This is a genomic window from Micromonospora sp. NPDC049171, assembly GCF_040648275.1.
Lineage (GTDB): Bacteria > Actinomycetota > Actinomycetes > Mycobacteriales > Micromonosporaceae > Micromonospora.
The window spans coordinates 48,939-73,800 of sequence record NZ_JBEZDJ010000014.1 but is presented as its reverse complement, the minus strand read 5'-3'; the positions used below and the strand labels follow the sequence as shown (position 1 = coordinate 73,800).

Here is a 24,862-nt window from a genome sequence, read left to right as displayed (position 1 = left end):
GGACCGCGACATACGGGTTTCGAGGTGCCGCACCACCGCCGGCAGGAGTCGTTCGCGCGGTGGCGGGTAGATCCCGAGCGACGCTGACCGAGAGGGGAACGGGATGTCGCAGCCGGACGAGAGTCGGGAGAAGACCCCGAAAACCGACGCGGTGCTCATGCACCCGGACAACGACCCACACAAGAACACCGCGGAGGTCGCGCCGCGCAAGGACCACGCCAAGATTCAGGTGGAGCGCGACGGCGAGCTGGTGCCGCTGGACCAGGACGAGTGAACGGCCCGACCCGGCTCAGCGGGGCGGCAGGTCGCCGGCGAAACTGGCGATCCGCCGCGCCAACGGGGTGCTCGCGCGGACCCACGTGAAGTGGTCCAGAGCCGCATCGGCCTGCGCCACCGGGTAGCGCTCCCGGGTGAGCGGGGCCGCGGCGAGCTTCGCGCAGAGGGCGTCCATCGTCTCGTGCGGGGTGTACTGGTCGTCGTCCACACTGACCGCCAGCGTCGGTGTGCGCACCGCGCGTACCGCAGCCTCGGTGTCCGTGCCGTTCAGCCGGGGAAAACGGCCGGTGCGCGCGGTGTGGGCCCAGTCGCGGATCACGCCGCGCGCCTGCCGGCCGCCGAAGCCCCAGCCCGGCCAGACCCGCAGCAGGGCCGCGGTGGCGGCGATCCCCTGGGTGTACGGCAGGACGCCGAGGCCGCGCAGGCCCGGGTAGTGTCGCCAGTACGGGATGCCGACCGCGATCAGTGCCAACGCGTCCACCTCGTCGCCGCCGTGCAGGGCGAGGTGCAGCAGCGCGGCCTGACCGCCGAGCGAGTGCCCCAGCAACAGGCGGTTACGCCCGTCCAGTCGTGGCTTGAGGGCGGCGAGAACGGCCCCGACGTCGTCGGCCAACTCGGCGTAGCCGTAGCGGTCGGCCCGGCTCGGCGTCGGAGTGCTCGCCCCGGTTCCGCGCAGGTCGGCGACGACCACGGCCAACCCGGCGGCGCGTAGCGTGGCCGCGAAGGGGCGGTAGTAGCGGGCCCGCACACCCATCGCGGGCCAGATCACGACCACCGGCGCACCCGTGGTGTCGGGCGGTTCGGGGTAGACCTGCACACCCAACCGGCCGCCGTCGACGTCGACGAACTCCTGCGCGTACTCCGGATCTTGATCCACCGGCTCAGCCTACGGTCCCGGCGTTACCGGCGGGTAGCCGACGGTGCGCCGACGCGACGGAGGGCCCCGCCGCAGCGGGGCCCTCCGGTTGGCGACGCGGTCAGGAGACCGAGATCGTCCCGTTGCCGGCGCGGACGCAGGCGACCGAGCGGGCGCTGGTGGTGGCGGCTCCACTCAGGCACTGACCGAGCACCTGGTGACCCGTGGCGTTCGGGTGCCAGGACTCCTGGCAGGTCTGGAAGTAGCTGACGCAGGTGTTGGCGATGCGCTGGATGGCGATCTTGTCCTTGCCGGACAGGCTGGTGACGAAGGTGCCGCTCGCGCCGTCCTGCAGCCGGATCGGCGTGGCCAGCGAGCCCGTCGGGCTGCTGGTCTGCTCGCACAGCCGAGCGCCGTTGAAGGCCTGCTGCACGTTCAGGTAGACCAGTTCGTCGGCGGGGAACTCGGCCGCGAGGGTGTCCCGGGCGGACTTCACGATGGTGCCCAGGCCCTGCGAGAACCGGTGTCCGGGCGCCAGGCTGGCCCGGTGGATCGGGCAACCCGCCGCGTACCGCTCGGCACCCAGGTCACGGAACTTGTCCCGGGTGTCGTCGCGGCTGTCCTCCTCGTGGAACTGCGGGTTCAGGTCCAGCGGCAGCGGGTTCGTGTAGTCCTGGAACACCACCCGGTGCTGTCCGTCCGCGTCGATCTGGTCCAGGGTGGTCAGGATCTGGCGTACGGCGGCGGTGGTCTCCGCGGTCGCGGCGCTGAGCTGTGCCGCGGTGGCCAGGTCGGCGTCGCTGCACGGCTTCTGCTCCACCGGCCCGCCGAGGTACGCCCAGAACTCCCACCAGCCGGTCCAGGCGTCGGCGATGAACCGGTTGGCGCACTTCTCCGCGACGCTGCCGAAGGTGAACGAGCTGTTGTTGGAGCCCAGGCCGACCAGCACCAGGTCGATGTCCTGGGTCTGCGCGACGGCGCGGAGCTGGTCCAGCTGCGCGGCCACGGTCCGGCCGTTCGTCCGCGCCTGCGAGGCGTTGGCGATGTCGTGCGGCTGGCCGCCGGAGCAGGCCAGGTTGAACCGGTTCTGGATGCCCGGCAGGTTGGCCTGGTGCAGCGAGGCGTTTGCCGAACGGTGGCAGAAGAACGCGTTGTTGTTCGCCGCGGTCCAACCGGGGAAGCCCTGGGCGACACCGTTGACGTCGACCACCGGGGTGTACGCCCCGGCGCCCTCGCCGCTGATGAAGCTGTCGCCGAGTGCCACCGCGGCGGTGGGCAGCGCGGCGGACGCGGGTGCGGGCAGCGCGACGGCGGTCGACAACGCGGCCATGGCGATCGTTAGTCCCGCGGCGAGCGCGGTACGCCGGAACCTGGGCATGGGGCCCCCATCCATCGAAAGATGAAAGATTCTCTGAGAGCGCGATCAGATCACCCCTGTGCAACGGGCGTCAATGGCCCGTAACAGATTCGTTCGATGAAAGACATGTGGCACACTCCGGTCACTTTCCGAAGCCGTGCGCCCCAACCGGCCGTGATCGTGCTTTGCGGTGCGTGCTCCCGTGCTCACCGGCTGACTGTTCGCTGGCTCACGTCCGAGGGCCACCGCGCGGCGGGTCGCGTAGGTCCTCCGGGAGTTGTCCTAGCCTCGGGCTAGGCTCGCTGCGGCGCGCCACGCCGGCTGATGTCGCCGGTGACCGGCAGCACACCGCCGAGACCGGGGAGTACGACCAGTTGACCGCAGAGCCTGACACCCTGTACGGGGCCGATGACCTCACCCACCTTGAGGGGCTGGACGCTGTCCGCAAGCGGCCCGGCATGTACATCGGCTCCACCGACAGCCGTGGCGTGGGTCACCTCGTCAACGAGATCCTCGACAACTCCACCGACGAGGGTGTCGCCGGTCACGCCGACCACGTCGAGGTGATCCTGCACGCCGACGGCTCGGTGCAGGTCGACGACGACGGCCGGGGCATCCCCACCGACGTGCACGCCAAATCCGGCATCTCCGGCGTCGAGCTGGTGCTGACCCGGCTGCACGCCGGCGGCAAGTTCGGCGGCTCCGGCTACAAGACCTCCGGCGGCCTGCACGGCGTCGGCGCCTCGGCGGTCAACGCGCTGTCCCGCCGCTTCGACGTGACAGTCCGCCGAGCCGGCAAGATCCACACGATGTCCTTCCGGCACGGCGTCCCGGGCATCTTCGACGGTGCCGGGCCGGACGCGCCCTTCACCGCCGGCCCCGGGCTCCAGGTCACCGGTGCGATGAAGCGCGGCCAACGCACCGGCACCTCGATCCGCTGGTGGCACGACGCCCGCTACTTCGAGACCGGCGCCGCACTCGACGTGGACGCCGTCCGCACCAAGCTGCGCAACACCGCCTTCCTGGTCCCCGGCGTGACCTACCTGCTGCGTGACCTGACCGGCGAGGCACCCGCCGAGGAGCGGTTCCACTACCCCAACGGGCTCAGCGACATGGTGGAGTTTCTCGCACCGGCCGGCGACCGGCCCGTCTCCGGCACCCTGCTGGTCAACGGCGAGGGCACCTACCGGGAGAACGCCGCCGACGCCAACGGCGTCATGCAGTCCAACGTGCAGCGGCGCGCCGAGGTCGAGGTGGCGTTCCGGTGGGGCACCGGCTACGACCGCACCGTCGAGTGCTTCACCAACACCATCCGCAACGCACACGGCGGCACCCACCGCAAGGGCTTCGAGCGGGCCCTCGTCCGCGCCCTCGCCGACGCGGTCCGCAACACCCGCGGCCTGCTCAAGGCCAAGGAGGAGCCGCCCACCCTGGACGACGTCCTGGAGGGGATGACCGCGGTGGTGCACGTGCGCATCCCCGAGCCCCAGTTCACCTCGCAGACCAAGGACGAGCTGTCCACCCCGGGGATCACCAAGGTGCTCCAGGGTCTGGTCGACGCGCACGTGAAGGCCTGGCTGGAGGACCGGCGCACCAAGGCCGAGGCCCGCACGGTCCTGCAGAAGATCGTCGACGCGGCCCGGGTGCGGCTCACCCAGAAGCAACAGAAGGACGCCGCCCGGCGCAAGACCGCCCTGGAGGGCGCGTCCATGCCGCCGAAGCTCGTCGACTGCCGGGCCACCGGCATCGACCGCAGCGAGCTGTTCATCGTGGAGGGCGACAGCGCGCTCGGCACGAGCCGGATGGCGCGATCCTCGGAATACCAGGCGCTGCTGCCGATCCGCGGCAAGATCCTCAACGTCCAGAAGGCCAACCTCCAGCAGGTTCTGGACAATGCCGAGTGCGCCGCGATCGTGCAGGTCCTCGGTGCCGGCTCGGGGCGCACGTTCGACCTGTCCGCGCTGCGCTACGGCCGCGTGCTGATCATGGCCGACGCTGACGTGGACGGCGCCCACATCCGGACGCTGCTGATCACCCTCTTCGCCCGGTACATGCGCCCGCTGATCGAGGCCGGTCGGCTCTACGCCGCGATGCCGCCCCTGCACAAGATCACCACCAGGGGGCGCAACCCGCAGACCACCTACACCTACACCCAGGCCGAGATGGAGACGACGGTCCGCAAGCTGGAAAAGGCCGGCAAGCAGATCGTCACACCCATCCCACGCTTCAAGGGTCTCGGTGAGATGGACGCCGACGAGTTGTGGGACACCACGATGAACCCGGCCACCCGCGCCGTCCGCCGGATCACCCTCGACGACGTCGACGCCGCCGAACGCATCCTCGAACTGCTGATGGGGGAGAAGGTCGAGCCGCGCCGCAACTGGCTCATCGACTCCGCCGACCGCGTCGACCGGGATGCGATCGACGCGTGAGCGAGCGACAGCGAGCGAATTTCGATACAGCGCGATGGGGTTTCATGCCGTCGCGAAGCGACGGCATGAGCGCCCGTTCCGTTCCAGTTCCAGTTCCCGTGGAGAGCTGAGTCATGGCACGCCGTAAGGAAAACAAGGTCGACCTCTCCTCGTTCGACCAGGCCGGCGCGCGGGTCTTCGACAACCCGCTGGTCACCGAGGTGTCCGACTCCTACCTGGAGTACGCGTTCTCGGTCATCCACTCCCGCGCCCTGCCCGACGCGCGCGACGGCCTCAAGCCCGTGCACCGGCGCATCCTCTGGTCGATGTACGAGCAGGGCTACCGCCCGGATCGCGGCCACGTGAAGTCTGCCCGAATTGTCGGGGATGCGATGGGAAAGTACCATCCACATGGTGATACGGCCATTTATGACGCGATGGTCCGCCTCGCACAGGACTTCTCGCTCAACGTGCCACTCATCGACGGGCATGGAAATTTTGGGTCTCCAGACGATGGCCCGGCTGCCTCGCGTTACACGGAAGCACGAATGTCCCGGGAGGCCATGCTGCTCGTCGGTGAGCTGGGCGAGGACACCGTCGACGTCGAGCCCAACTACGACGGGTCGCTGACCCAGCCGACCGTGCTGCCCGCCGCGTTCCCCAACCTGCTGGTCAACGGCGCGTCCGGGATCGCGGTCGGCATGGCCACCAACATGATCCCGCACAACCTCGCCGAGGTCGTCTCCGCGGCCCGCTGGCTGATCAACCACCCGGACGCCACCCTGGACAAGCTCATGGAGTTCGTTCCCGGCCCCGACCTGCCCACCGGCGGGGTGCTGCTGGGTCTGGACGAGGTGCGCCGGGCGTACGAGACCGGGCGTGGCGTGGTGCGGATGCGCGGCAAGGTGGAGATCGGCCCGATCGAGGGCAGCCGGGGTCGCCAGGCGATCACCGTGGTCGAGCTGCCCTACGGCGTCGGCGCGGAGAAGGTCATCGCGGCGATCACCAACGAGGTCACCAAGACCAAGCGGCTCACCGGCATCGCCGACGTCAAGGACCTCACCGATCGGGAGAGCGGCACCCGCCTCGTCGTCGAGTGCAAGGTCGGGGTCAACCCGCAGGCGCTGCTCGCCGACCTCTACCGGCTGACCCCGCTGGAGCAGTCCTTCGGCGTCAACAACCTGGTCCTGGTCGACGGGCAGCCGCGCACGCTGGGGCTGAAGGCGCTGCTGGAGGTGTTCCTGGCCCACCGGTACGAGGTGATCACCCGGCGTACCTCGTACCGTCGGCGTAAGCGCCAGGAGCGGCTGCACCTGGTCGACGGTCTGCTGATCGCGCTGCTGGACATCGACGAGGTGGTCCGGCTGATCCGGGGCAGCGACGACGCGCAGGCCGCGAAGGACGGGCTGATGAGCCGGTTCGGCCTGTCCGACATCCAGGCGACCTACATCCTGGACACTCCGCTGCGCCGGTTGACCAAGTTCGACCGGATCGAGTTGGAGGCCGAGCAGGAGCGGCTGCGTGCCGAGATCGCCGAGCTGAGCAAGATCCTCGACGACGAGCGGGTGCTCAAGAAGCTGGTCTCCGACGAGTTGGCGGCGGTGGTCAAGCAGTTCGGCACCGAACGGCGGACGACGCTTGTCGACGGCGATCTCAAGGAGGTGCTGGCGGCGTCCGTGCCGGCCGGCCCGCTGGAGGTTGCCGACGACCCGTGCCAGGTGATCCTGTCTGCGACCGGGCTGGTCGCCCGGACCGCGGCCGAGTCGGAGGAGAGCGCCGAGGGGCGCCGGCGCAACGGCCGGGTCAAGCACGACACGGTACGCGCGATCGTGCACTCCACCGCCCGTGGTCGGGTGCTGCTGCTGACGAGTGCGGGTCGGGCCTTCAAGGTCGACGTGCTGCCGCTGCCGGTGTTGCCCGAGCAGGCCGGCACGGTGTCGCTGCGCGGTGGCATGTCCGCGGCCGAGCTGGTGCCGTTGGCCGCGGGGGAGACGGTCGTCGGTCTTGCCCCGTTGGGTGGGCAGGCGGACGGCTCGCCCGGCCTGGCGCTGGGCACCCGGCAGGGCGTGGTGAAGATCTGCGCGCCGGAGTGGCCGGTGCGCTCCGACGAGTTCGAGGTGATCGGCCTTCGGGACGGTGACGAGGTGGTCGGTGCGACCTGGTTGTCCGACGGCACCGAATCGCTGACGTTCGTCACCTCGGAGGCGTCGCTGTTGCGCTTCCCCGCCGGGCTGGTCCGTCCACAGGGCCTCAAGGGCGGCGGGATGGCCGGCATCAACCTGCCGGAGGGGGCGCGGGTGGCGTTCTTCGGCGCGGTCCGCACCGACGACCCGGGGCATGGTGAGCCGATGGTGGTCACCTCCACCGGGGCGACGGTGAAGGTGACGCCGTTCAAGGCGTACCCCGCGAAGGGCCGGGCGACCGGCGGCGTGCGGGCGCACCGGTTCCTCAAGGGTGAGACGGACGTGGTCGTCGCCTGGGTGGGTCCGCGCCCGGTCGGCGCGACCGGCACCGGCGACCCGGTGGAGTTGCCCACGGCGGATCCGCGCCGCGACGGCTCCGGCTTCGCGGTGATGCTCGGCCCAACGGTGGTGGGCCACGTGATCGAACGCGACTGACCGCACCAGGTCGACGTCGACACATGCGCGTGTCGCCAGGCCACGTGGGACTCATGCGTGCGAGCGAGGCTCTCATGCGTGCGGGGGAGGTGGCGGGCACTGGCAAGATCGCCCGGCGGCGCGATGCCGTCGGGGCGGCGAAACGGGAGGCTTGACCACGTCGAACACACGACGTCAGCACCCCGAGGAGACACCACAATGGAGTTTCGTTCCGCCTTCGTCGCCGCCCCGGTCCTGGTGATGAGCTACGGCATCATCCGTCTCGTCGACGGGCTGGACGGCGAGCGTGGTCCCGGCCCGGCCTGGACCATCGGGCACCTCGCATTCATCGGCGCCCTCGTCGCGTTCATCTCGGTGTTCTGGCAGATGCGCCGCATGACTGGCGGCCGGGTCCTGGCGACGGTGTTCGCCACGGCCGGCACCTTCGGCGCGCTGTCGTTGATCACCCAGTTCTCGATCGACCTGGTGGCCGGCCTGCTGGCCACCGACAACTACGGCATGAGCATGATCACTCACCAGGTGCGTACCCTGCCGGGAATCTCGCAGTTGGCCTACGACTTCGGGCCCTACGCCTTCTACCTCGGCCAGCTCGCGTTGGTCGTCCTGCTCGCGGTGCGGCGCCGGGTCAAGGTGTGGACGCCGGTCCTGGTGCTTGCCGACCTTGCCACGCCGTTCATCGACAAGGACCTGATTCCGCTGGGATCGATCTTGTTGCTGGTCTCCTTCCTTCCGCTGGCCCGCCGCGGCACCGCCGCCACCCCGGCGAGCCCGGTGCCCGCCCTCGCCTGAGCGGCGAGTCCGAACCAATCCCCCCGGGGCCGGGGGATCGGCTGCCGATGGGGAGGAGGGTCCGAGCTGATGCACACTGTCGCGATGTCGTTCGCCCGGCTCGTGCGCACCGCCAATCCGTACGTGGTGGATGCGGCGATCGCCGTGTTCGTCCTCGTCGCGGTGTCGCTGCCGTTCGTGCTTCCCCAGCGGGGCGGCGCACCGGGGCCGCTGGCATACCTGCTCAGCGCGGGTACGGCGATCCCGCTGATCTGGCGCAGACGGGTGCCGTTCACCGTGTTGGTGGTGGTCGCACTGGCCACGATCGGGGGCAAGGCCGTGGACGCGCCAGGGCAGCCCCTCGCGTACGGCGGGCTGGTCGCGCTCTACACGGTCGCCGCGCTGGGGGGTCGTCGGCAGCGCTGGGGGGCACTCGCCGCGACCTTCCCGGGTGTGGCGGCAGGGGTGGCGTTCAACACCAACCGCGTCAGTGAATACTTCTACACCTTCCTGGTCTTCTTCACCGCGTACGTCCTGGGTCGACTCAGCCACGCTCGCCAGGAGCGCGCGACAGCGCTGGAGGACCGGGCGCTTCGGGCTGAGCGTGAGCGTGAGTTCGAGGCCGATCGGGCCGCCATCCGTGAGCGGGCGCGGATCGCCAGGGAGATGCACGACGTGTTGTCCCACGCGGTGAGCCTCATGATCGTGCAGGCCGAGGCCGGGCCGGTTGCGGTGCGGACCGCCCCGCACCGGGCCGAGGCGGCGTTCGACGCCATCGCCGCCGCCGGCCGCGACGCCATGGTGCAGCTGCGCGGCATGCTCGGCCTGCTGCGCTCGGAGGCCGGGCCCCGCAGTCCGCAGCCCACCCTGGCCCAGTTGCGGCCGCTGATCGACGGAGTCCCGGCGGCCGGGCTGCGGGTGACAGGTGAACAGCGCCCGGTGTCGGCAGACCTGGAGTTGGCGGCGTACCGCATCGTGCAGGAGGCCCTGACCAATGCCGTCAAGCACGCGGCGGCCAGCACTGTCGACGTCCACCTGGGCTGGTCCCCCGAAGCCCTCACGATCACCGTGGCCGACGACGGTGCGGGAACCAGTGACCCGGGTGGCGGACACGGCCTCGTCGGCATCCGGGAGCGGGCGATCGCCTGCGGAGGTACGGCGAGAACTGGGCCGGGAGTCGGTGGGCGCGGGTTCACCGTCGAGGTTCGGCTACCCTTCCCGGCGTGACGATTCGGGTGGTGATCGCGGACGACCAGGAGCTTGTGCGCAGCGGATTCGCCATGATCCTTGACGCCCAACCGGACATCACCGTCCTTGCCGAAGTCGGTGACGGCGAGGCGGCCGTGGCCGCCGTTCGGGAGCACCGGCCGGAGGTGGCGCTCCTGGACATCCGGATGCCGACGATGGACGGCATCGAGGCCGCCCGTCGTATCTGTGCCGACGCCGGTAGCCGAGTCATCATGCTCACCACCTTCGACCAGGACGACTACATCTACGAGGCCCTGTATGCCGGTGCCAGTGGCTTCCTGCTCAAGGACGTACGCCGTGAAGACCTCGTCCACGCCGTCCGGGTGGTGGCCTCCGGCGATTCGTTGCTCGCCCCCTCGGTCACTCGGCAGATCATCGCCGACATCGCCGGTCGCCACCGCCCTGGTGCGACCAGGTCGGCCGGTGGGTCCGACGCTCGCCTCGGCGTGCTCACCACCCGCGAACGGGAGACTCTGCACCTGCTGGGCCGAGGTCTGTCCAACGCGGAGATCGCCCAGGCGCTGGTGGTCAGTGAGCACACCGTGAAGACCCATGTCAGCAATGTGCTGACCAAACTCGGCCTCCGAGATCGCGCCCAGGCGGTGATCTGCGCCTACGAGACCGGCCTGATCGCCGTCGGCGAGAGCTGAGCAGCTTCTCTGGCCGCCCGCCTCAGGCCACGCCGACCGGGCGGAACTGGACGCTCACCCGGGGCCCGACCGGGCGGGTGGTTTTCGGGATGGCGTGCTCCCAGGTGCGTTGGCAGGAGCCGCCCATCACGATCAGGTCGCCGTGGCCCACCGGGAAGCGCAGGGTGTCGCCGCCACCACGCGGGCGCAGGAGCAGCGGTCGGGGCGCGCCGAAGGAGACGATCGCGACGACGGTGTCGGTGTGTGCGGAGCGGCCGATGGTGTCGCCGTGCCAGGCGACGCTGTCCCGGCCGGACCGGTAGAGGCACATGCCGGCGGTGACGAAGGGCTCGCCCAGCTCGGGCGCGTAGTGCCGGGTCAGTGCGGCCCGTGCCTCGGTGAGCACCGGGTGGGGCAGTTGCCGGTCGCCGGAATACCAGCAGAGCAGGCGGGGCACGTCGACCTCGCTGTCATACATGGTGCGCCGCTCGGCCCGCCAGGGGACCTCGGTGAGCAGGGTGTCGAGGACGGCGTCGGAGCCGTGCACCCACCCGGGGAGGTGGTCGACCCAGGCGCCCCGGCTGAGCTGGTGCCGGCGGAGCAGACCGGGCAGGGGCCCCAGGGTCGGCCCGGCGTCGGCCAGGTCGAGCATCGACGGCTGGTAGGCGGCCTGCGTCATACGGCCACCCTAGCAGCACTTTCGTACACCCGTGCTAGGGGTGGAGCGCGTCGGCCCGCTGCCTTCCGGGAAGATCGTGCTCGATCCTGGATCTCAACGCCGCTGCGTTAGGTGGAACGGCTGTTCGTCGCCCAGCACTTGCTTCGCCGATCATGGAGTTGTGGTGGGTAACAGAACGCCCGTAAAACCCCAAAGTCGGCACCACAACTCCATGATCGCCAAGCCGGGTCCAACCCGCTCCCCGATCGGGCACTTCCTGTCCCGGGTTGACCCGCCGGCTACAGCCCTAACGCAACGGTGTTGTGCTGGATCTAGTGGCCTTCTGAGCGTTCAAGGGGACTGTTTCCAGCTTCGAGCACGATCTTGCCTGCTGGGATCAGCCGGGAAGGGCGGCGGCGCGTACGGCGTCGAACACCGCGTCCACGACCCGGGCCCGGCCCTGCCCGTCGACTGTCGACCAGGCCTGCGCGGCGAGCGTGGCGCGGCGCTGCGGTGCGCTGAGCAGCCCGTGCAGGGTCCGCGCCGCCGTCGCGCGGGCGGCTCGTCCGGCGACGCCGCCGGTGGTCAGCTCCGGCAGTTCGCCGAGACCGGCGGCCAGGCCGTGCCGCACCACCCGGGTGTACGACTCGCGTTGGTTGTCCACCACACAGACCAGTGCGGCGGGTGCGCCCAGGCAGCAGAGTTCCCAGGTGGACGTGCCGGCGGCGCTGACCACCAGGTCCGCCTCGGTGATCAGGGTCGGTAGCGAGGTGGTGGGCGGGATCGGCCGGATGATCTGCCCACGGCCGGGAGCGATGTCCTCGACCTCTGCCTCCAGCTCGGGTCGGCCGACGATGACCGTGAGGTCCATCGGATGGCCGGTGGCGACCAGCACCCGGGTCAGTAGCGGGGCCGCGCCGACCGCGTCGGTGCCGCCGAAGAAGGCCAGCACCCGGGGGCGGCTCACCGTCGTGGCGGGCGGGGCGACCGGTGGCCGGGCGCTGATCACGGAGTCGCGCAGCAGGGCGTACCGGCTCCCGGCGAGCAGCCGGCCCGGCAACCGCGCCCCGACATCCCGGCCCGGCGGCTCCGCGCCGGGACCCGGGCTTGTCAGCTCCGCGCCGGGACCCGGGCTTGTCAGCTCCGCGCCGAAGTTCTGGTCGAGGTAGAGGTCGGCGGCCTGGCCCCGGCTGTCCCCGTCGATGATGGCGAGGGTGAACACGCCGGCGGCGCGCAGGGCGCCCGCCCCGGCCGGGTCCAGCTCGTAGGAGTCGAGAACCATGACGTCCAGCTCGTGGCGGTGGGCTGCCTCGACCAGCTCGGCCGGCGATTCCGGGCCCGGGTACAGGGGGATGCCTCGTGCGGCCAGCTCCGTGGTGGCCCAGGCGAGCTGTTCGACGGTGCCGAACACGGCGACGTGGGCGCCTCGGGCGAGGAATTCCTCGGCGAGCGCGAAGCAGCGCACGAGGTGGCCGACGCCGCGTCGTGGCCCGGCGTCGCAGCGCAGCCCGATCCGCGGCGTACTCAGGACTCCTCCAGCTGTTTCTGTCGGACGTCGGCGTTGAGGGCGCGCAGCTCGGGCTGCCCGTGCAGCCAGTCGGCGAGTTTGGCGAGCGGCACGCTGACGTCCCCGAAGTGGTCGACGACCGCACTGACCAGCGCCCAGTCCTGCTCGGTGTCGAGGGTGAGCCGCAGGTCGGACCGGTCCGGGGTGAGCGTCACGCCGAGCACCCGGAACAGCTCCGGATGGGTGTACGCGTACGAGGTCACGTGCACCCGGTGGTGGTCGGTGGCGAGCTGGCCCAGGGTACGCAGCGTCTCCGCTCGGATGATCTCGACGTCCAGTCCGCGGGGCAGGGTGCGGGCGATCGACGTGCTCGCGTAGTCCAGCCCGGGGACCGCCCGGTACACCGCCGCGACCAGGGTGATGATCTCCGGGTCGAGCAGCGGGCAGTCGGCGGTGAACCGCATGACCGCGTCCCCCGGGTGCGCCGCGAGGGCGCCCACGAAACGATCCAGGACGTCGTCGACCGGCCCGCGGTGGCACGGCACGCCCAGCCGCGCGCACTCGGCCACCACGGCGTCGTCGGCGGTGTCCGTGCTGGTCGCGACGACCAGGTCGGCCAGGACACCGCTGTCGCGGGCGGCGCGCACCACCCGGCCCAGCACGGAACGCCCGGCGAGCGGGCGGAGCACCTTGCCGGGCAGCCGCGACGAACCCATCCGGGCCTGCACGATGCCGACGATCCGGGAGGCCGCGCCGTTCGTCGGGGTCAGCCCGGGTGCCGGTACGCCGGTCACTGCTGCTCCTCCTCCTTCGGGCTGAGCACGGCGGTGGCTCGGCGCTTGGCAGCGCGGGCACCCCGTTTGGCCAGCCGGGCCGGGGTGATGGCGAGCCTGCCCACCCGGTAGCTGAGTGATCCGCTGAGCAGGCCGATCGTCGTCTCGGCCCGGCGCAGCGCCCGTTCCCGGGAGGTGAGCAGCTCCTCGGTCCAGGCGGTCAGTGCCGCCAGTCGGGTGAGTTCCTCGCGTTGGCGCAGCCACGCCTCGCGCAGCTGTTGGTAGCTGCGCGCACCGACCGGCGGGTCGGTCGGTGCGACGGCGTGCAGCTCGGTGGCGAGGTGGATCCTGCCGTCGGGGTCCAGCCCGTGCAGGGCGGCGGCGATGGCCGCCTCGGCCTCCACCGCCTCGGCGACTGTCGCACGGTCCAGGTCGTGGCCGGCGAGGCCGCCGAGCACCACGGTCAGGCCGGCGACGTCGAGGGTGGACGACCACGGGTGGGCGTACCCGCCGGTGAGCAGGCCCGCCGCGAAGCGCCACAGGCCGCGGGCCAGCACCACGTCGGCGGGCAGGGCGTCGGTGGCGCGCCAGCTCGGGTCGAGCACCGCGTACCGATCGCCGTCGACGACCACGTTGTCGGTGCCGGCCAGCGCCGCAGCGCCACCGATCCGACCGTCGGTGTCGGCCTGATCGGCGAGCCAGCCCGCGTACCCGTGCAGGAGCGTGCGCAGGGCGGCCAGGTCGCGGCGCAGGGCCGCGTCGAGCAGCAGGGTACGCAGCAGCCGGCCGGACGGCACCGGCCCGGACAGCGCGTCCGCGTCCCGGTACGCGGCCTCGCGGCTGGCGAACGGCGCGGCGGCCGGCAGGTTCGTGCCGGCGGTGGCGGTGAGCCCCCAGCGCCAGCCCGACGGACCGTGTCGCACCTCCAGCACGCCGATCCCGGGTCGCCCGGTCTGCACCAGCACCACCGGCAGATCCCGGTCGACGGCCGGTGCGGTGGGAGTCGCCGTATCGGCGGGCCGGTGGGCGAGCACCAACCAGCCCGGTGCGAGGTCGGCGGCGCGGCCGGCGTGCAGCGCGTCCACCGCCAGTCGGGCCGGGTCCTGGAGCACGGTGTCGCCGGTGAAACCGCCGGCGCAGGCGCCGTGCAGCACCGCGTCGAAGAGGCCGGAGCCGGCGTCGGAGTCGAGGTGGTCGGCGTCAACAAGGGCCGTCGGGGTGCCGGCGTCGGGGTACGCGGCCCAGCACGCGCCCGGCCGCAGCCCCGCCGCGGTGAGCCGCTCGCGGAGCTGGTCCCGGTTGGCCGGGTGGGTCCGGTCGAGGACGCCGCCGATCGTCCACGCGGAATCCTCCCGGCCGGCGTACCACGGGGTGGTGGCGACGAGTCGGTGCAGGCCGAGCGGGTTGTCCACGCGCAGCAGCAGCGTGCCACCGGGTCGCAGGGCGGCGACCAGTCGCGCCAGCACGCCGTCCCACCCGAGGCGGGTGCCCTCCACCGACTCCACCGGGTCCAGGCCGGCGGCGGCGATCACCACGTCGTACGTCTCGTCGGGTAACCCGGCCGGACCGCCCACCACCAGGTGTGCGGTGCGCTGGGCCAGCGCGACCGCGTCCGGGTGGCTGCGCAGCAGGCCGGTCACCTCGGCGTGGCCGAGCTGGTCGAGCAGGGCCGGGTCGTGCGGGCCGGCCACCAGCACCCGGGCGCCGGGCGGCACGAGCCGGGCGGCCAGCGCGGCGAGGGGCCCACCGTCGGCCAACCGCTTCTGCGGCAGGTCGGACCAGGCCAGCATCTCGCCGCCCGGCAGGGTGATCCGCCCGGCACGTGCCGTCGCAGAGGCTGTCGGGGAACCCCGCAGCGGCTGCGACGGGCCCAGCCGACGACCGGCGGCGTTGGCGGGTGGTCCGGATACAACACCGGTATCCGGACCACCCGCCGCCTTGCCGGATCGCCGCCTGGACTCCGCCTCGCTCGCCCCGGGGTTCCCCGACAGCCTCTCAGTCGTCACGGTGGTCCTCTTCCTCCTGGAGGTTCGCCCAACCGAGCAGCTCGCGCAGCTCTGCCGGCGTGCAGCGGTGGTCGGTGCCGAGCTCGGCGCGGGCGATCTCGACGGCGGTGGGCAAGTCGACCTCGGTGCCGTGCAGCTGGGGCCACTGCCGCCGGATGCGGGCCGTGCCGCCGAAGGTGGGGTCCTCGTTGGACAGGATCATCGGGTCGCCGTAGACCGCCGGTTCGCAGCCGGCCGCGATGCCGTAGAAGATCGCACTGGTCAGCCGGTTGGATGCTACCCGCCGGTGTCGACGCAGCTCGGTCAACTGCTTGTCGAGGAACTCCGGGTCGGTGTCCTTCCACCAGTGTCCCCGGTAGCCGTGGCAGATCACCCGGAACCCGGCGCGCTCGTAGAGCCGGCGGACGCTGCGCATCCGGTACTCGTGCCAGTAGAGGCAGACGGTGACCGGGCCGGGTTCGGTGTCCTGGATCAGGGCGATCAACTTCCGGTGGTCGCCCTTGACGTGCTGGCCCTCCCACCCGTGGAACGGGTACCAGATGGTGCCCTCCCGCTCCTCGTCCGGCGGGTCCTCGGGGCGCAGGGCCAGCAGGTACGCGAACGGGGCGCCGATGACGACCACGTTGCGCCGCCCCACCGACCAGGCCCGCCGACGGGTCTGTTCGGACCAGAGCAGGCTCGGGGCGCGCTCGGCGTACGGGTGACCGGGTGCCAGCCCGTCGCCGATGTTCCAGCCGTGCTGCACGTACCCGTTGATCCGCGGTGGGTGCCGGTCACCGAGACCGGCGTAGCGGGCCAGCACGTGCGCGTGGCCGTAGAAGTGGTTGGCGTGGTGCATCAGGTTCCCATCAGGCGGCGGAACGCACCGAGCCGACCCGCAGGGCCGCGGTCAGCGCGTCGATGACGCGATCCTGCTCGGCGTCGCCGAGCCCTGGGTAGAGCGGCAGGGACAGCTGCTGGGAGTAGAACGACTCGGCCACCGGGCAGGACCCGCGCCGGTAGCCGAGGTCGGCGAAGGCCGGGTGCCAGTGCACCGGGAGGTAGTTGACCTGGACGCCGATGCCGGCGGCGCGCATCCGGTCGTACACCTCGCGGCGACGCCCGTCGAGCACCCGGATCGGGTAGAGGTGCCAGGCCGGGTCCGCCCAGGACCGGCGGGTCGGCCGGAGTACGCCGTCCAGGTCGGCCAGTGCCTCGTCGTAGCGGGCGACCAGGGCGGCGCGTCGGGCCTTGAACTCGCCGAGCCGGCGCAGTTGGCTGCGGCCCAGGGCGCAGAGCACATCCGGCAGGCGGTAGTTCAGTCCGAACTCGTGCACCTCCTGGTGCCAGCCACCCTCGTCGGCGAAGCGCAGCTCGTCGCGGTCGCGGACCACCCCGACGCCGCGGAAGCGGCGGGCCCGCCGCAGGATCCACGGGTCCAGCGCGGCGACGGCGCCGCCCTCGGCGGTGGTCAGGTTCTTGGTCGGGAAGAACGAGAACGTGGTCAGGTCGGCGAGCGAGCCGACCGGTCGACCGTGGTACGTCCCGCCGATCGAGTGCGCCGCGTCGGCGAGGAGCAACGCCTCGCTGCCCGCGACCGACCCGCGCAGCGCGTCGTAGTCGGCGGGGTGGCCGGCGTAGTCGACAGCGGCGACCACCTTCGTTCGCGAGGTGACGGCGGCGGCCGCCGCGGCCGGGTCGAGGCAGAACGTCTCGTCGTCGACGTCGGCGAACACGATCTTCGCGCCGAGGGCGACCGCGCTGCTGGCGGTCGCCACGAACGTCATCGGCGGGACCACCACCTCGTCGCCCGGTCCCACCCCGGCGGCCGCGTACGCCACGTGCAGCGCGGCGGTGCCGTTGGAGACGGCGGCGACACCGACCCCGCCGGTCCAGGCCGCGAGGTCGGCCTCGAAGGCGTCGACCTGCGGACCGGTGGTGAGCCAGTCGCCGCGCAGCACGTCGGCGACGGCGGCGATGTCGTCCTCGGTGATGGAGTGCCGGCCGTACGGGAGCATCCCCGTCATGCGGTGAGGCCGAGCATGTCGCGCAGGTGCTCGACGGTGAGCCACTCGTCGTTGGTGTCCGACTGGTAGGCGAAGCCGTCCGGCACCGGGTCGCAGTCGACCGGCGGCTGGTAGCCCCAGGTGGCGATCGTCGGCTGGACGATGAACCGGCCGTCGGCGCGCAGCGTCCGCCGGCTGTCGTCGGGGGCGATCATCTCCTCGTGCAGCTTCTCGCCCGGCCGGATCCCGATCTCGTGGGTGGTGGCGTCCGGGGCCACGGCCTCGACCAGGTCGAGGATGCGCATGCTCGGGATGCGCGGCACGAACAACTCGCCACCCTGCATCTGGTCGAACGAGTCCATGACGAACTGCACGGCCTGGTCCAGCGTGATCCAGAAACGGGTCATCCGCTTGTCGGTGATCGGCAGGCTCTTGCCCTCGGCGGCCAGCCGGCGGAACAGCGGGACGACCGAGCCGCGGCTGCCCACCACGTTGCCGTAGCGCACGACGGAGAACCGGGTCGGGTGCTGGGCGGCGTAGTGGTTGGCCGAGACGAACAGCTTGTCGCCGACCAGCTTCGTCGCGCCGTACAGGTTGATCGGGCTGGACGCCTTGTCGGTGGAGAGCGCGATGACCTTCTTGACGCCGGCCTCGATCGCGGCGTCGACGACGTGCTGGGAGCCGGTGATGTTGGTGGCGATGTACTCCGAGGGGTTGTACTCCGCGGTGTCCACCTGCTTGAGCGCGGCGGCGTGCACCACGTGGTCCACGCCGTGCATCGCCCGGGTGAGGCGGTGCCGGTCCCGGATGTCGCCGATGAACCAGCGCAGCCGCGGGTCGTCGCCGAGCTGCTGGCGCAGCTCGTACTGCTTGAGCTCGTCGCGGGAGAACACCACCACCCGGGCGGGGTCAGCCTCGGTGAGGATGTGCCGCAGGAACGTCCTGCCGAAGGAACCCGTTCCCCCGGTGATCAGAATGGACGATCCATTCAACTCACTCAATGTGGTGCTCCCGTGGTCGTGGATGAACGGGCGGCCCTCGGCCGGCCGACCGGGGTGAGACGCTAGCCATGGCGGGTTAACTCCCCGACGCTCGCGGGTTAACCGCGCCCGGTGCTCCCGTGAATGCCGAGCACCACGTAGGCAAACACTTCCGACCGACCCGTAACCGGCCTGACCTGGCCCCATTGGGCCGTTACAGTGACCGGCGCGAGTGACCCGGCAGCCCGGTTCGCGGCCGGTCGCGCGTGCACCCGACATCCGCATCGGCCCGGTGCGAGCGGGTCACCCCACGCGTTACCGGCGCGGGCCGAGGGGTCCGCCGGTCGTGCGCGCGGGACCGGTCCGGCCGGCAGTTCTGGAGGCGTTGATGGCATCCGGTAGCGACGTGATCGAACGGCCGGCGACGCTGGCGCGGACACCGGACCCCGCACCGGCGCGACGCTGGTTGGTGCCGGTGCTGCTGGTCGTCGGTTGGGCGCTCAGCGTCGCCTGGCGGATGTGGCTGTCCCGGCACATCGTGCTGCCGATCGCGCACACCGACGAGGACAGCTACCTGAACACCGCCCGCGCGCTGGCCGGCGGGCCGGGCGGGTTCAGCAGTGAGAACGACCTGCTGCGCCGGGTCGGCTACCCGATGCTGATCTCACCGGCATTCCTCGGCGACCGGGACTTCACCGACAGCTACCGGATCGTCCAGTTGATCAACGCGATGGCGAACTCGACGCTGTTGCCGCTGGCGTACCTGCTCGGCCGTCGCCTGCTCGGCCTGCGCCGGTCGTACGCGCTGCTCGCCGCGGTCGCGGCGGCGACGCTGCCGGCCACCGCCTTCTACGCGGGCATCGCCATGATCGACACGGTGATGGCGCCGCTGGTGGTCGCCTGGCTGCTCGCCGTACACCGGTGGATCGGGCGGCCCGGCCCGCTCGCCGCCGCCACCGTCGGCCTGCTGGTCGGCGCGTTCCACCTGCTGCACTCTCGCGGCCTGGTGATCGTGGCGGTGCACGCCGGTCTGGTCCTGCTGCTGCTGGTCCGCCGCCGGATCGGCCCGCCCGCGGTGCTCGCGGCGCTGCTGCCGGTGCTCGCCATGGCGCTCGTCAACGCCGCCGCCATCCGCCACCTCGGCGACAAGGTCTACCTGCTCGGCAGCACCCCCGGCGGCGGCACGGTCGAGGCGGTCGCCTCGGTGCGGGGTGTGGTTCGCGTCGGCGCGGGCGTCACCACCCAACTCTGGTACCTCGTGGTGATCACGTTCGGGATGGCGGGAGTGGCCTGGGCCGCGGCCGTGCGTGAGCTGTGGCGCCCACGGCACGGCGACGCGGCCCGCTGGACGATGGGCGTGGCGCTCGTGGTGACCGTCGGGGTGGCCGGCGGGGCATCGGTGATCCTGGCCGGCATCACCGGTAAGCCACTGGACGCGATCTACGGCCGCTACGTGCAGATGCTGGCGCCGTTCTGGCTGCTGGTCGGGCTCGGGGTGCTGCTCACCGCCGGCCGCCGGGTGGTGCTGCGCCGGGCGGCCGTCGCGGTGGCCCTGCTGGTCGGCGGCGGTGCGTTGATCGCCGCCCGCCTCGCGTACGTGGCCAGCCAGGGGCACCGGTTGCGCTACGGCGGTTTCAGCGCGCCGGACCTGGTGGCGTTGACCGGGGGCTGGCGGGAGATGCGGCCGGTGCTCGGGTCGCTCGTCGGCATCGCCGGCTGTCTGCTGCTCGTCGCCGCCGCGCTGGTGCCCCGACTGCGGTTGCCGATGTTCGGCGTGCTCGTCGTGGCCAACCTCGTCACCATGCAGGTGATCGAGCACCGCATCGTGCGGCCGGCCGTCGCGAGCACCGCGCCGATGCCCCGGGTGGCCGACGTCGGCGTACGCCCCGGCGAGCGGGTCTGGGCCTCGACCGGCGTGCACTACGTCCTCCGGTTCAACCTCAGCCACCAGGTGACCTGGACCGACGTCCGGTGGTTCGGCGAGCAGCCGCCGGCCGCCGCGCAGGTGGTGTTCGCCCGCTGGGCGCCCGGTCAGCCCGACGACTGGGACGGCACGGCGTACGGCTTCGTCCGGCTCGGCGGCAACCCGGTGCAACACTGGGCGGCCTGGCGACGGGCCTGACCGCCCCGGTGGACACCGCCATTCGTGAACGGCGGATGTCCACCGGGAACACCATCGGTTAATGATTCGGGGCCATTACCCGAATGGGTACGACAATCAGCGCTGGCGGCGGTCGGCCCGAGCCAGGGAAATCGGGATGACGGTGATTTCCCGACCGTCGGACAGCTCCTCTCGCGGGGTGCCCTCGACGAATCGGAAACGCCTGTTCATCTGTCGTACGACGGTATTGTGGCCGAGCACCTCGCCGTCGAGCCGGTCCAGGTGCAACCCGTCGAAGGCGTACTCGACGGCCTCCCGCATGACGCCCAGCCAGGCGGGCAGCGTCTCGCCCCGCTCGGCCAGCCCGTCGGCGTCCAGATAGAAGCCCCAGGCCCCCGTGCGAGGGCCGTCGAACCGCAGGTCGAAGAAGGTGACCACGCCGCAGGGCCGGTCGTCGCGGACGTACACCAGTACCCGCCGGGACGGGTCGCCGCGGACCGCCGACCACCACCTGGCGTGTTCCTCGGCGGTGATCTCGTGGCTGGTCTTGCTGACCTGGCGATTGGTTTCCTGATTACGCCAGGACAACATCGGGTGAACGTCGTCCGCCGTCGCTTCGCGCAGCACGTGCGTCTCGCTTTCCTCGCTCTTCTCGTCCGGTCGGAGCACCTTACCCGGGGCTACCGGGAAAGCGGATAAGCATTCGTCGGGTTGTAGACTGCGGCGCATGAACGAATTGAGTCGCGCGCAGATCCGCGACCTCATGGCTCAGGTGCTGAAGAACCAGGACAGGGAGCTGCCCACCGACGACACGGCGCAGTTGCGCGAGATTGGTTTCCGGTCGCTCGACTTCTCCGAGTTGGCCCTGCGGGTGGAGGACGAGACGGGGGAGGAGCTCAACTTCGACGCCCCCGGCCTGCGCCGCATCGCCACCGTCGGAGACGTCCTCGACTTCCTCGTCGAGCTTCAGCACCAGTGACCGTACCCGCGCCCCCGGAGCCAGCCGGTGCCGACAACCGGATCGTCGTCGGCGGTGCCGCGCTGACCTGGCGTGCACTGCCCACACCGACGCTGCCCGACCCGGCCGCCGTGCTCGCCCACCGCGCCGTACACGCGCTCACCGCCGCACGGCAGCACGCCGTGCACGGCACCGAGCTGCTGCTCGGCACCGCGAGTCGGGTCGACGCGGCGATGCGTACGGAGCTGCTGGAGGCCGGGTTCACCGTTGGCGTCCTCGACGACGACGGTCTGCACCCGGGCCTGCCGACCCGGCCGCGAGCTGCCGAGCCCGGCCGGCTCTGGCTGCTGACGTCGGGCTCGACGGGCCGTCCCAAGCGGGTCGGGCACACCCTCGACACGTTGACCACCGTGCGGGCCGAGCAGCCCGAGCGGACCTGGCTCTGCCCGTACGCCCCCGGCACGTACGCCTGGTGGCAGGTGGTCACCCTGTCGCTGACCCAGCCCGGCCAGCACCTCGTGGTGGTCGAGCCCGACGAGCTGGACGACTGGCCCAGCGTCGCCGCCGCGCACGGGGTCGACGCCGCCTCCGGCACCCCCACCTTCTGGCGACGCACCCTCTACCGCGATGCCGACGCGCTCGCCCGGGTGCCGTTGCGCCAGCTCACCCTCGGCGGCGAGCCGGTGGACCAGGCCATCCTGGACCAGCTCCGGGAAGTCTTCCCGACGGCCCGGATCTCCTGGATCTACGCCTCCTCCGAGGTGGGAGCGTCCATTGTGGTGCACGACGGGCGGGCCGGGTTCCCGGTCCAGTGGCTGGACCGGGAAACCCCCGGCCGGCCGACGCTGTCCGTGCGCGACGACGAACTGGTGGTCACCTCCCCACACCACGGCGCCGGGTTGGCCGGCCCGATCCGCACCGGGGACCGGGTGCAGGTGCACGACGACCGGGTGCTGATCACCGGCCGACTCGACGCCGACGAGATCAACGTCGGCGGCAGCAAGGTCTCCGCCGGGGTGGTCCGCGGTGTGCTGGCCGGGCATCCGGCGGTGGCCTGGGCCCGGGTGACCGGCCGCCGCGCCCCGGTGCTCGGCCGGATGGTGGTCGCCGAGGTCGTGCTGACCCCCGCCAACCCGGCTCCGGCCGGTCCGGCCTCGGTCGATACCGGGGTGCCGGACGAGGCCGCGCTGGTCCGCTGGTGCGCCGAGCGGCTTCCCGAACACGCGGTGCCACGCCGCATTCGCGTCCTGACCGACATTCCCGTCAAGGAGACCCTGAAGAGCGATGTCTGAGCCCGCCAACACCCAGCTCGTCCCGCCCAGCTCCGTCGTCCTCGTCTCCGGCGGCTCCCGGGGGCTGGGCCTGGCCATCGTCACCGACCTGCTCGACGCGGGCGTACGCGTGGCCGCGTTCGCCCGCACCATCACCCCGGAGCTGGAGAAGATCGCCGCCGAGCACCCCGACCGGGCGCACGTCGGCTCGGTGGACGTCACCGACCTGCGGGCCGCGCAGAGCTTCGTCCGCGAGGTGGAGCAACACCTGGGCCCGATCGACGGCATCGTCAACAACGCCGCCATGGGGCAGGATTCGCTGCACGCGCACACCGCCACCGACGACATCGCCCGGATCATCGAGACCAACCTGACGGCCCCGCTCCAGCTGACCCGGCTGGTGATCCGCCGGATGCTCGGCAAGGGCATGCGCGGGCGGATCGTCAACATCACCTCGATCTGCGGGCAGCGCGGTTTCCCGGGTCTGGTCGCGTACTCGGCCACCAAGGGCGGCATGGACGCCGCCACCCGCTCGCTCGCCCGCGAGTTGGGCGGCCGGATGCTCGTCAACTCGGTCGCACCCGGCTTCTTCGCCTCGGAGATGTCCGCCGTGCTCGGCCCGACCCAACTCGACCAGATCGTGCGCCGCACCCCGACCGGCCACCTGACCGAGCCGGCGGAGGTCACGCCCGTGGTGCGGATGCTGCTGCGGGAACACACCAACATCAACGGCCAGGTCATCGTGGTGGACGGTGCCGCCTCCATCTGACCTGCGGCCGGTTCCCCTCCCGGTGCAACCGGCGCGGCGGATCGGCCCCGTCGGGCCGGCCCTGTCGGCGGGGGTGGGCGGGGCCGCTGTGCCCCGTCCGGTGCCGGGGCTGCTCGCCGCCGCCGAGCGGCACCTGCGCATCGGGTCACCGACCGCGATGGCCGACGCGGTGACCCGCAGTCACCTCGACGACGGGCGCTGCGTCGGCTGGTACGGCCCACCGGCGCCCGGCTGGCGGGTGGCCATCGACGCGGAACGCGCGGACGCCCCGGTGCCCCCGGCGCTGGCCCGCCGGTTCGGCGTGGAGGACTTCTGGGCGCGGTGGACCCGCGCCGAGTGCTGCTGCAAGCTGGCCGACGTCCCGGTGGCCGCGTGGTGGCGTCGCCACGGACTGAGTACGCCGGCCGACGGGCCCGCGGTCTGGCGGACCCTGCGGATGGCCGACCTGGTGGTCACCGTCGGCTTCGTTCCCGACGGTCGGGGTGTTGCTGTGTGGGGCAGCCGCTGACCGTCGGAACTCCGATTCGGCGGTGTGCCGCGACAGTAGGACCTGCCCCTTCACCAACCCTGTGCGGTATGAAGAAGAGTCGCGCCGCGCGCCCATCAGACCCCGAGTGGGCAGGCCTCTTCGGAGCGCGGTCAGCTTGGGGCATCAGCCCTGAGGCTGCCAACGAAAGTTTGCCACTGGTCTGGGCCGAACATCAGAGCCGGTCCCGTGATGTCCTTGCTGTCTCGCACACCGACGACATCAGGGAGGTTGTCGGCCACCTCGACGCAGTTACCGCCGTTGGTGCCAGACCGTGAGGACTTGCGCCACCGAGCGTTGGTCATGTCCATGCTTTTGCCGCTTCCTTGATCATGTCCAGAGACAGCCTTCGAGGCAGAGCGGCTCGGAGGATCGTCTCCCACGTCGCCCGTAGCGTAGCAATCTCCGGCCCGCCGCTGACTGTCTGTGAACGCATCTGATTGTCGATGTGTCCGAGCGTGGAGCCGTCCGGCATGCTCGCCAGGATGAACCCACCTTGCAGGCCAGGGTAGAGCCCAGTGTCGTCGGGCACGACATGGATTCGCACGTTCGGCAGCTCCGCCGCTGCCGCGAGGTGGTCCAACTGCTCACGCATCATCACCCGGTCGTCATCCACGGTCCGCCGCAGTACGGCCACGTCCAGGACGGCCACCAGGTGTGGGGGGTCGTCCCGATCCAGGATTCCTTGCCGGTCGAGACGTGAGCGCACTCGGTGTGCAATCTGCTCAGCGGTGAGCAGGCCGCCGGCTTGCAGCGTCGCCCGCGCGTACGCCTCGGTCTGTAGTAGACCGGGGACGAACGCCGGTTCGTACCAACGGAGTGCGGTTGCCTGTTCCTCGTAGGTGATCCACTCACGCAGCCACAGAGGGGCCAGGTCGAGCGCGGACAGCCGCTCAAGCAGCCGGCCGTACAACCCGCCCGTCTTCAGGGCGTTGTCCACAGCCGTCATGTATTCGTGGGTTGGGGCGCGGGTACCAGTCTCAACCGCACTGACGTGCGTGCCGGAGTAACTGATGAAGCGACCGAAGTCGTCTTGATTCATCCCTCGTGTAGTACGCGCTTGGCGTAGCTCATCGAGCAGGATCTCAGCCGCAGTCATGTTCACATTCCCCACCCCTCCCCCAAATCGTCCCCACCGCCCCCCTACGGCCCTCCGCCAGGGGAA

General features: G+C 71.5%; 23 protein-coding genes. 11 read left to right on the top strand and 12 right to left on the bottom strand.

Annotation, left to right across the window (positions count from 1 at the left end):
• Positions 1 to 103: 103 nt before the first annotated feature.
• Positions 104 to 274 carry a hypothetical protein gene (locus AB0B14_RS19005; protein ID WP_357065458.1) on the top strand — a complete coding sequence of 57 codons (171 nt, stop codon included), beginning with the start codon at positions 104 to 106 and terminating at the stop codon, positions 272 to 274.
• A 15-nt stretch (positions 275 to 289) separates the two neighbouring features.
• Here the strand turns inward: AB0B14_RS19005 and AB0B14_RS19000 are convergent, their stop codons facing one another.
• Together AB0B14_RS19000 and AB0B14_RS18995 are read right to left on the bottom strand one after the other, a co-directional pair.
• Positions 290 to 1,153 carry an alpha/beta fold hydrolase gene (locus tag AB0B14_RS19000; protein ID WP_357523266.1) on the bottom strand — a complete coding sequence of 288 codons (864 nt, stop codon included), beginning with the start codon at positions 1,151 to 1,153 and terminating at the stop codon, positions 290 to 292.
• A gap of 100 nt (positions 1,154 to 1,253) precedes the next feature.
• Positions 1,254 to 2,510 (bottom strand): hypothetical protein, encoded by a 1,257-nt coding sequence (locus AB0B14_RS18995; protein ID WP_357065462.1) that lies wholly within the window; start codon positions 2,508 to 2,510, stop codon positions 1,254 to 1,256.
• A gap of 281 nt (positions 2,511 to 2,791) precedes the next feature.
• On the opposite strand from AB0B14_RS18995, the gene AB0B14_RS18990 reads away from it, so the two are divergent.
• From AB0B14_RS18990 to AB0B14_RS18970, 5 genes are all read left to right on the top strand, one after another.
• Entirely contained in the window at positions 2,792 to 4,921 is a 2,130-nt protein-coding gene (locus AB0B14_RS18990; RefSeq protein WP_357065599.1) for a DNA topoisomerase IV subunit B, read from the top strand.
• Between the two features lie 113 nt (positions 4,922 to 5,034).
• Complete coding sequence (locus tag AB0B14_RS18985; protein WP_357065464.1) at positions 5,035 to 7,518, top strand: DNA topoisomerase IV subunit A; 2,484 nt, start codon at positions 5,035 to 5,037, stop codon at positions 7,516 to 7,518.
• 198 nt (positions 7,519 to 7,716) lie between these two features.
• Positions 7,717 to 8,307, top strand: a complete 591-nt coding sequence (locus AB0B14_RS18980) for a hypothetical protein (protein WP_357065466.1) — start codon at positions 7,717 to 7,719, stop codon at positions 8,305 to 8,307.
• Positions 8,308 to 8,376: 69 nt separating this feature from the next.
• Positions 8,377 to 9,513 (top strand): histidine kinase, encoded by a 1,137-nt coding sequence (locus tag AB0B14_RS18975; RefSeq protein WP_357523264.1) that lies wholly within the window; start codon positions 8,377 to 8,379, stop codon positions 9,511 to 9,513.
• Positions 9,510 to 10,184, top strand: a complete 675-nt coding sequence (locus tag AB0B14_RS18970) for a response regulator transcription factor (RefSeq protein ID WP_357065470.1) — start codon at positions 9,510 to 9,512, stop codon at positions 10,182 to 10,184. The genes AB0B14_RS18975 and AB0B14_RS18970 overlap by 4 nt, the downstream gene beginning before the upstream one ends.
• A gap of 22 nt (positions 10,185 to 10,206) precedes the next feature.
• Here the strand turns inward: AB0B14_RS18970 and AB0B14_RS18965 are convergent, their stop codons facing one another.
• The 7 genes from AB0B14_RS18965 to pseB all read right to left on the bottom strand — a co-directional run bounded on the left by AB0B14_RS18965 (position 10,207) and on the right by pseB (position 18,093).
• Complete coding sequence (locus AB0B14_RS18965) at positions 10,207 to 10,842, bottom strand: alpha-ketoglutarate-dependent dioxygenase AlkB (RefSeq protein ID WP_357523262.1); 636 nt, start codon at positions 10,840 to 10,842, stop codon at positions 10,207 to 10,209.
• A gap of 376 nt (positions 10,843 to 11,218) precedes the next feature.
• Positions 11,219 to 12,349 (bottom strand): spore coat protein, encoded by a 1,131-nt coding sequence (locus tag AB0B14_RS18960; RefSeq protein WP_357523402.1) that lies wholly within the window; start codon positions 12,347 to 12,349, stop codon positions 11,219 to 11,221.
• On the bottom strand, positions 12,346 to 13,098 hold the full coding sequence (locus AB0B14_RS18955; protein WP_357523400.1) for a glycosyltransferase family protein: 753 nt from the start codon (positions 13,096 to 13,098) through the stop codon (positions 12,346 to 12,348). Before AB0B14_RS18955 ends, AB0B14_RS18960 begins: the two co-directional genes overlap by 4 nt.
• 20 nt (positions 13,099 to 13,118) lie before the next feature.
• Positions 13,119 to 14,891, bottom strand: coding sequence for a class I SAM-dependent methyltransferase (locus AB0B14_RS18950; RefSeq protein ID WP_357065607.1), 1,773 nt, complete (start codon positions 14,889 to 14,891; stop codon positions 13,119 to 13,121).
• Positions 14,892 to 15,096: 205 nt separating this feature from the next.
• Positions 15,097 to 15,945, bottom strand: coding sequence for a hypothetical protein (locus tag AB0B14_RS18945; protein WP_357065474.1), 849 nt, complete (start codon positions 15,943 to 15,945; stop codon positions 15,097 to 15,099).
• A 10-nt stretch (positions 15,946 to 15,955) separates the two neighbouring features.
• Positions 15,956 to 17,113, bottom strand: coding sequence for an aminotransferase class I/II-fold pyridoxal phosphate-dependent enzyme (locus tag AB0B14_RS18940; protein WP_357523260.1), 1,158 nt, complete (start codon positions 17,111 to 17,113; stop codon positions 15,956 to 15,958).
• Entirely contained in the window at positions 17,110 to 18,093 is a 984-nt protein-coding gene (gene pseB, locus AB0B14_RS18935) for a UDP-N-acetylglucosamine 4,6-dehydratase (inverting) (RefSeq protein ID WP_357065478.1), read from the bottom strand. The genes AB0B14_RS18940 and pseB overlap by 4 nt, the downstream gene beginning before the upstream one ends.
• Positions 18,094 to 18,460: 367 nt before the next feature.
• Between pseB and AB0B14_RS18930 the strand changes: the two genes are divergently transcribed.
• On the top strand, positions 18,461 to 20,194 hold the full coding sequence (locus AB0B14_RS18930; protein WP_357523258.1) for a hypothetical protein: 1,734 nt from the start codon (positions 18,461 to 18,463) through the stop codon (positions 20,192 to 20,194).
• A 96-nt stretch (positions 20,195 to 20,290) separates the two neighbouring features.
• Here AB0B14_RS18930 and AB0B14_RS18925 read toward each other — a convergent pair whose 3' ends face one another.
• Positions 20,291 to 20,842: a GNAT family N-acetyltransferase gene (locus AB0B14_RS18925; RefSeq protein WP_357523256.1), complete on the bottom strand. Its 552-nt coding sequence runs from the start codon at positions 20,840 to 20,842 to the stop codon at positions 20,291 to 20,293.
• A gap of 58 nt (positions 20,843 to 20,900) precedes the next feature.
• Here AB0B14_RS18925 and AB0B14_RS18920 point away from each other — a divergent pair, with 58 nt between their 5' ends.
• From AB0B14_RS18920 to AB0B14_RS18905, 4 genes are all read left to right on the top strand, one after another.
• The gene (locus tag AB0B14_RS18920) at positions 20,901 to 21,152 is read left to right on the top strand and encodes an acyl carrier protein (RefSeq protein ID WP_357523254.1); all 252 of its coding nucleotides are present in this window, start codon (positions 20,901 to 20,903) and stop codon (positions 21,150 to 21,152) included.
• Positions 21,149 to 22,423 carry an AMP-binding protein gene (locus AB0B14_RS18915; RefSeq protein WP_357523252.1) on the top strand — a complete coding sequence of 425 codons (1,275 nt, stop codon included), beginning with the start codon at positions 21,149 to 21,151 and terminating at the stop codon, positions 22,421 to 22,423. Before AB0B14_RS18920 ends, AB0B14_RS18915 begins: the two co-directional genes overlap by 4 nt.
• Entirely contained in the window at positions 22,416 to 23,171 is a 756-nt protein-coding gene (locus AB0B14_RS18910; protein WP_357523250.1) for an SDR family NAD(P)-dependent oxidoreductase, read from the top strand. The genes AB0B14_RS18915 and AB0B14_RS18910 overlap by 8 nt, the downstream gene beginning before the upstream one ends.
• Positions 23,172 to 23,259: 88 nt before the next feature.
• On the top strand, positions 23,260 to 23,679 hold the full coding sequence (locus AB0B14_RS18905; protein WP_357065490.1) for a hypothetical protein: 420 nt from the start codon (positions 23,260 to 23,262) through the stop codon (positions 23,677 to 23,679).
• A gap of 131 nt (positions 23,680 to 23,810) precedes the next feature.
• Here AB0B14_RS18905 and AB0B14_RS18900 read toward each other — a convergent pair whose 3' ends face one another.
• Positions 23,811 to 24,008 (bottom strand): DUF397 domain-containing protein, encoded by a 198-nt coding sequence (locus AB0B14_RS18900; RefSeq protein WP_357065491.1) that lies wholly within the window; start codon positions 24,006 to 24,008, stop codon positions 23,811 to 23,813.
• Complete coding sequence (locus tag AB0B14_RS18895; protein ID WP_357523398.1) at positions 23,999 to 24,796, bottom strand: helix-turn-helix transcriptional regulator; 798 nt, start codon at positions 24,794 to 24,796, stop codon at positions 23,999 to 24,001. Before AB0B14_RS18895 ends, AB0B14_RS18900 begins: the two co-directional genes overlap by 10 nt.
• Between the last annotated feature and the right edge of the window lie 66 nt (positions 24,797 to 24,862).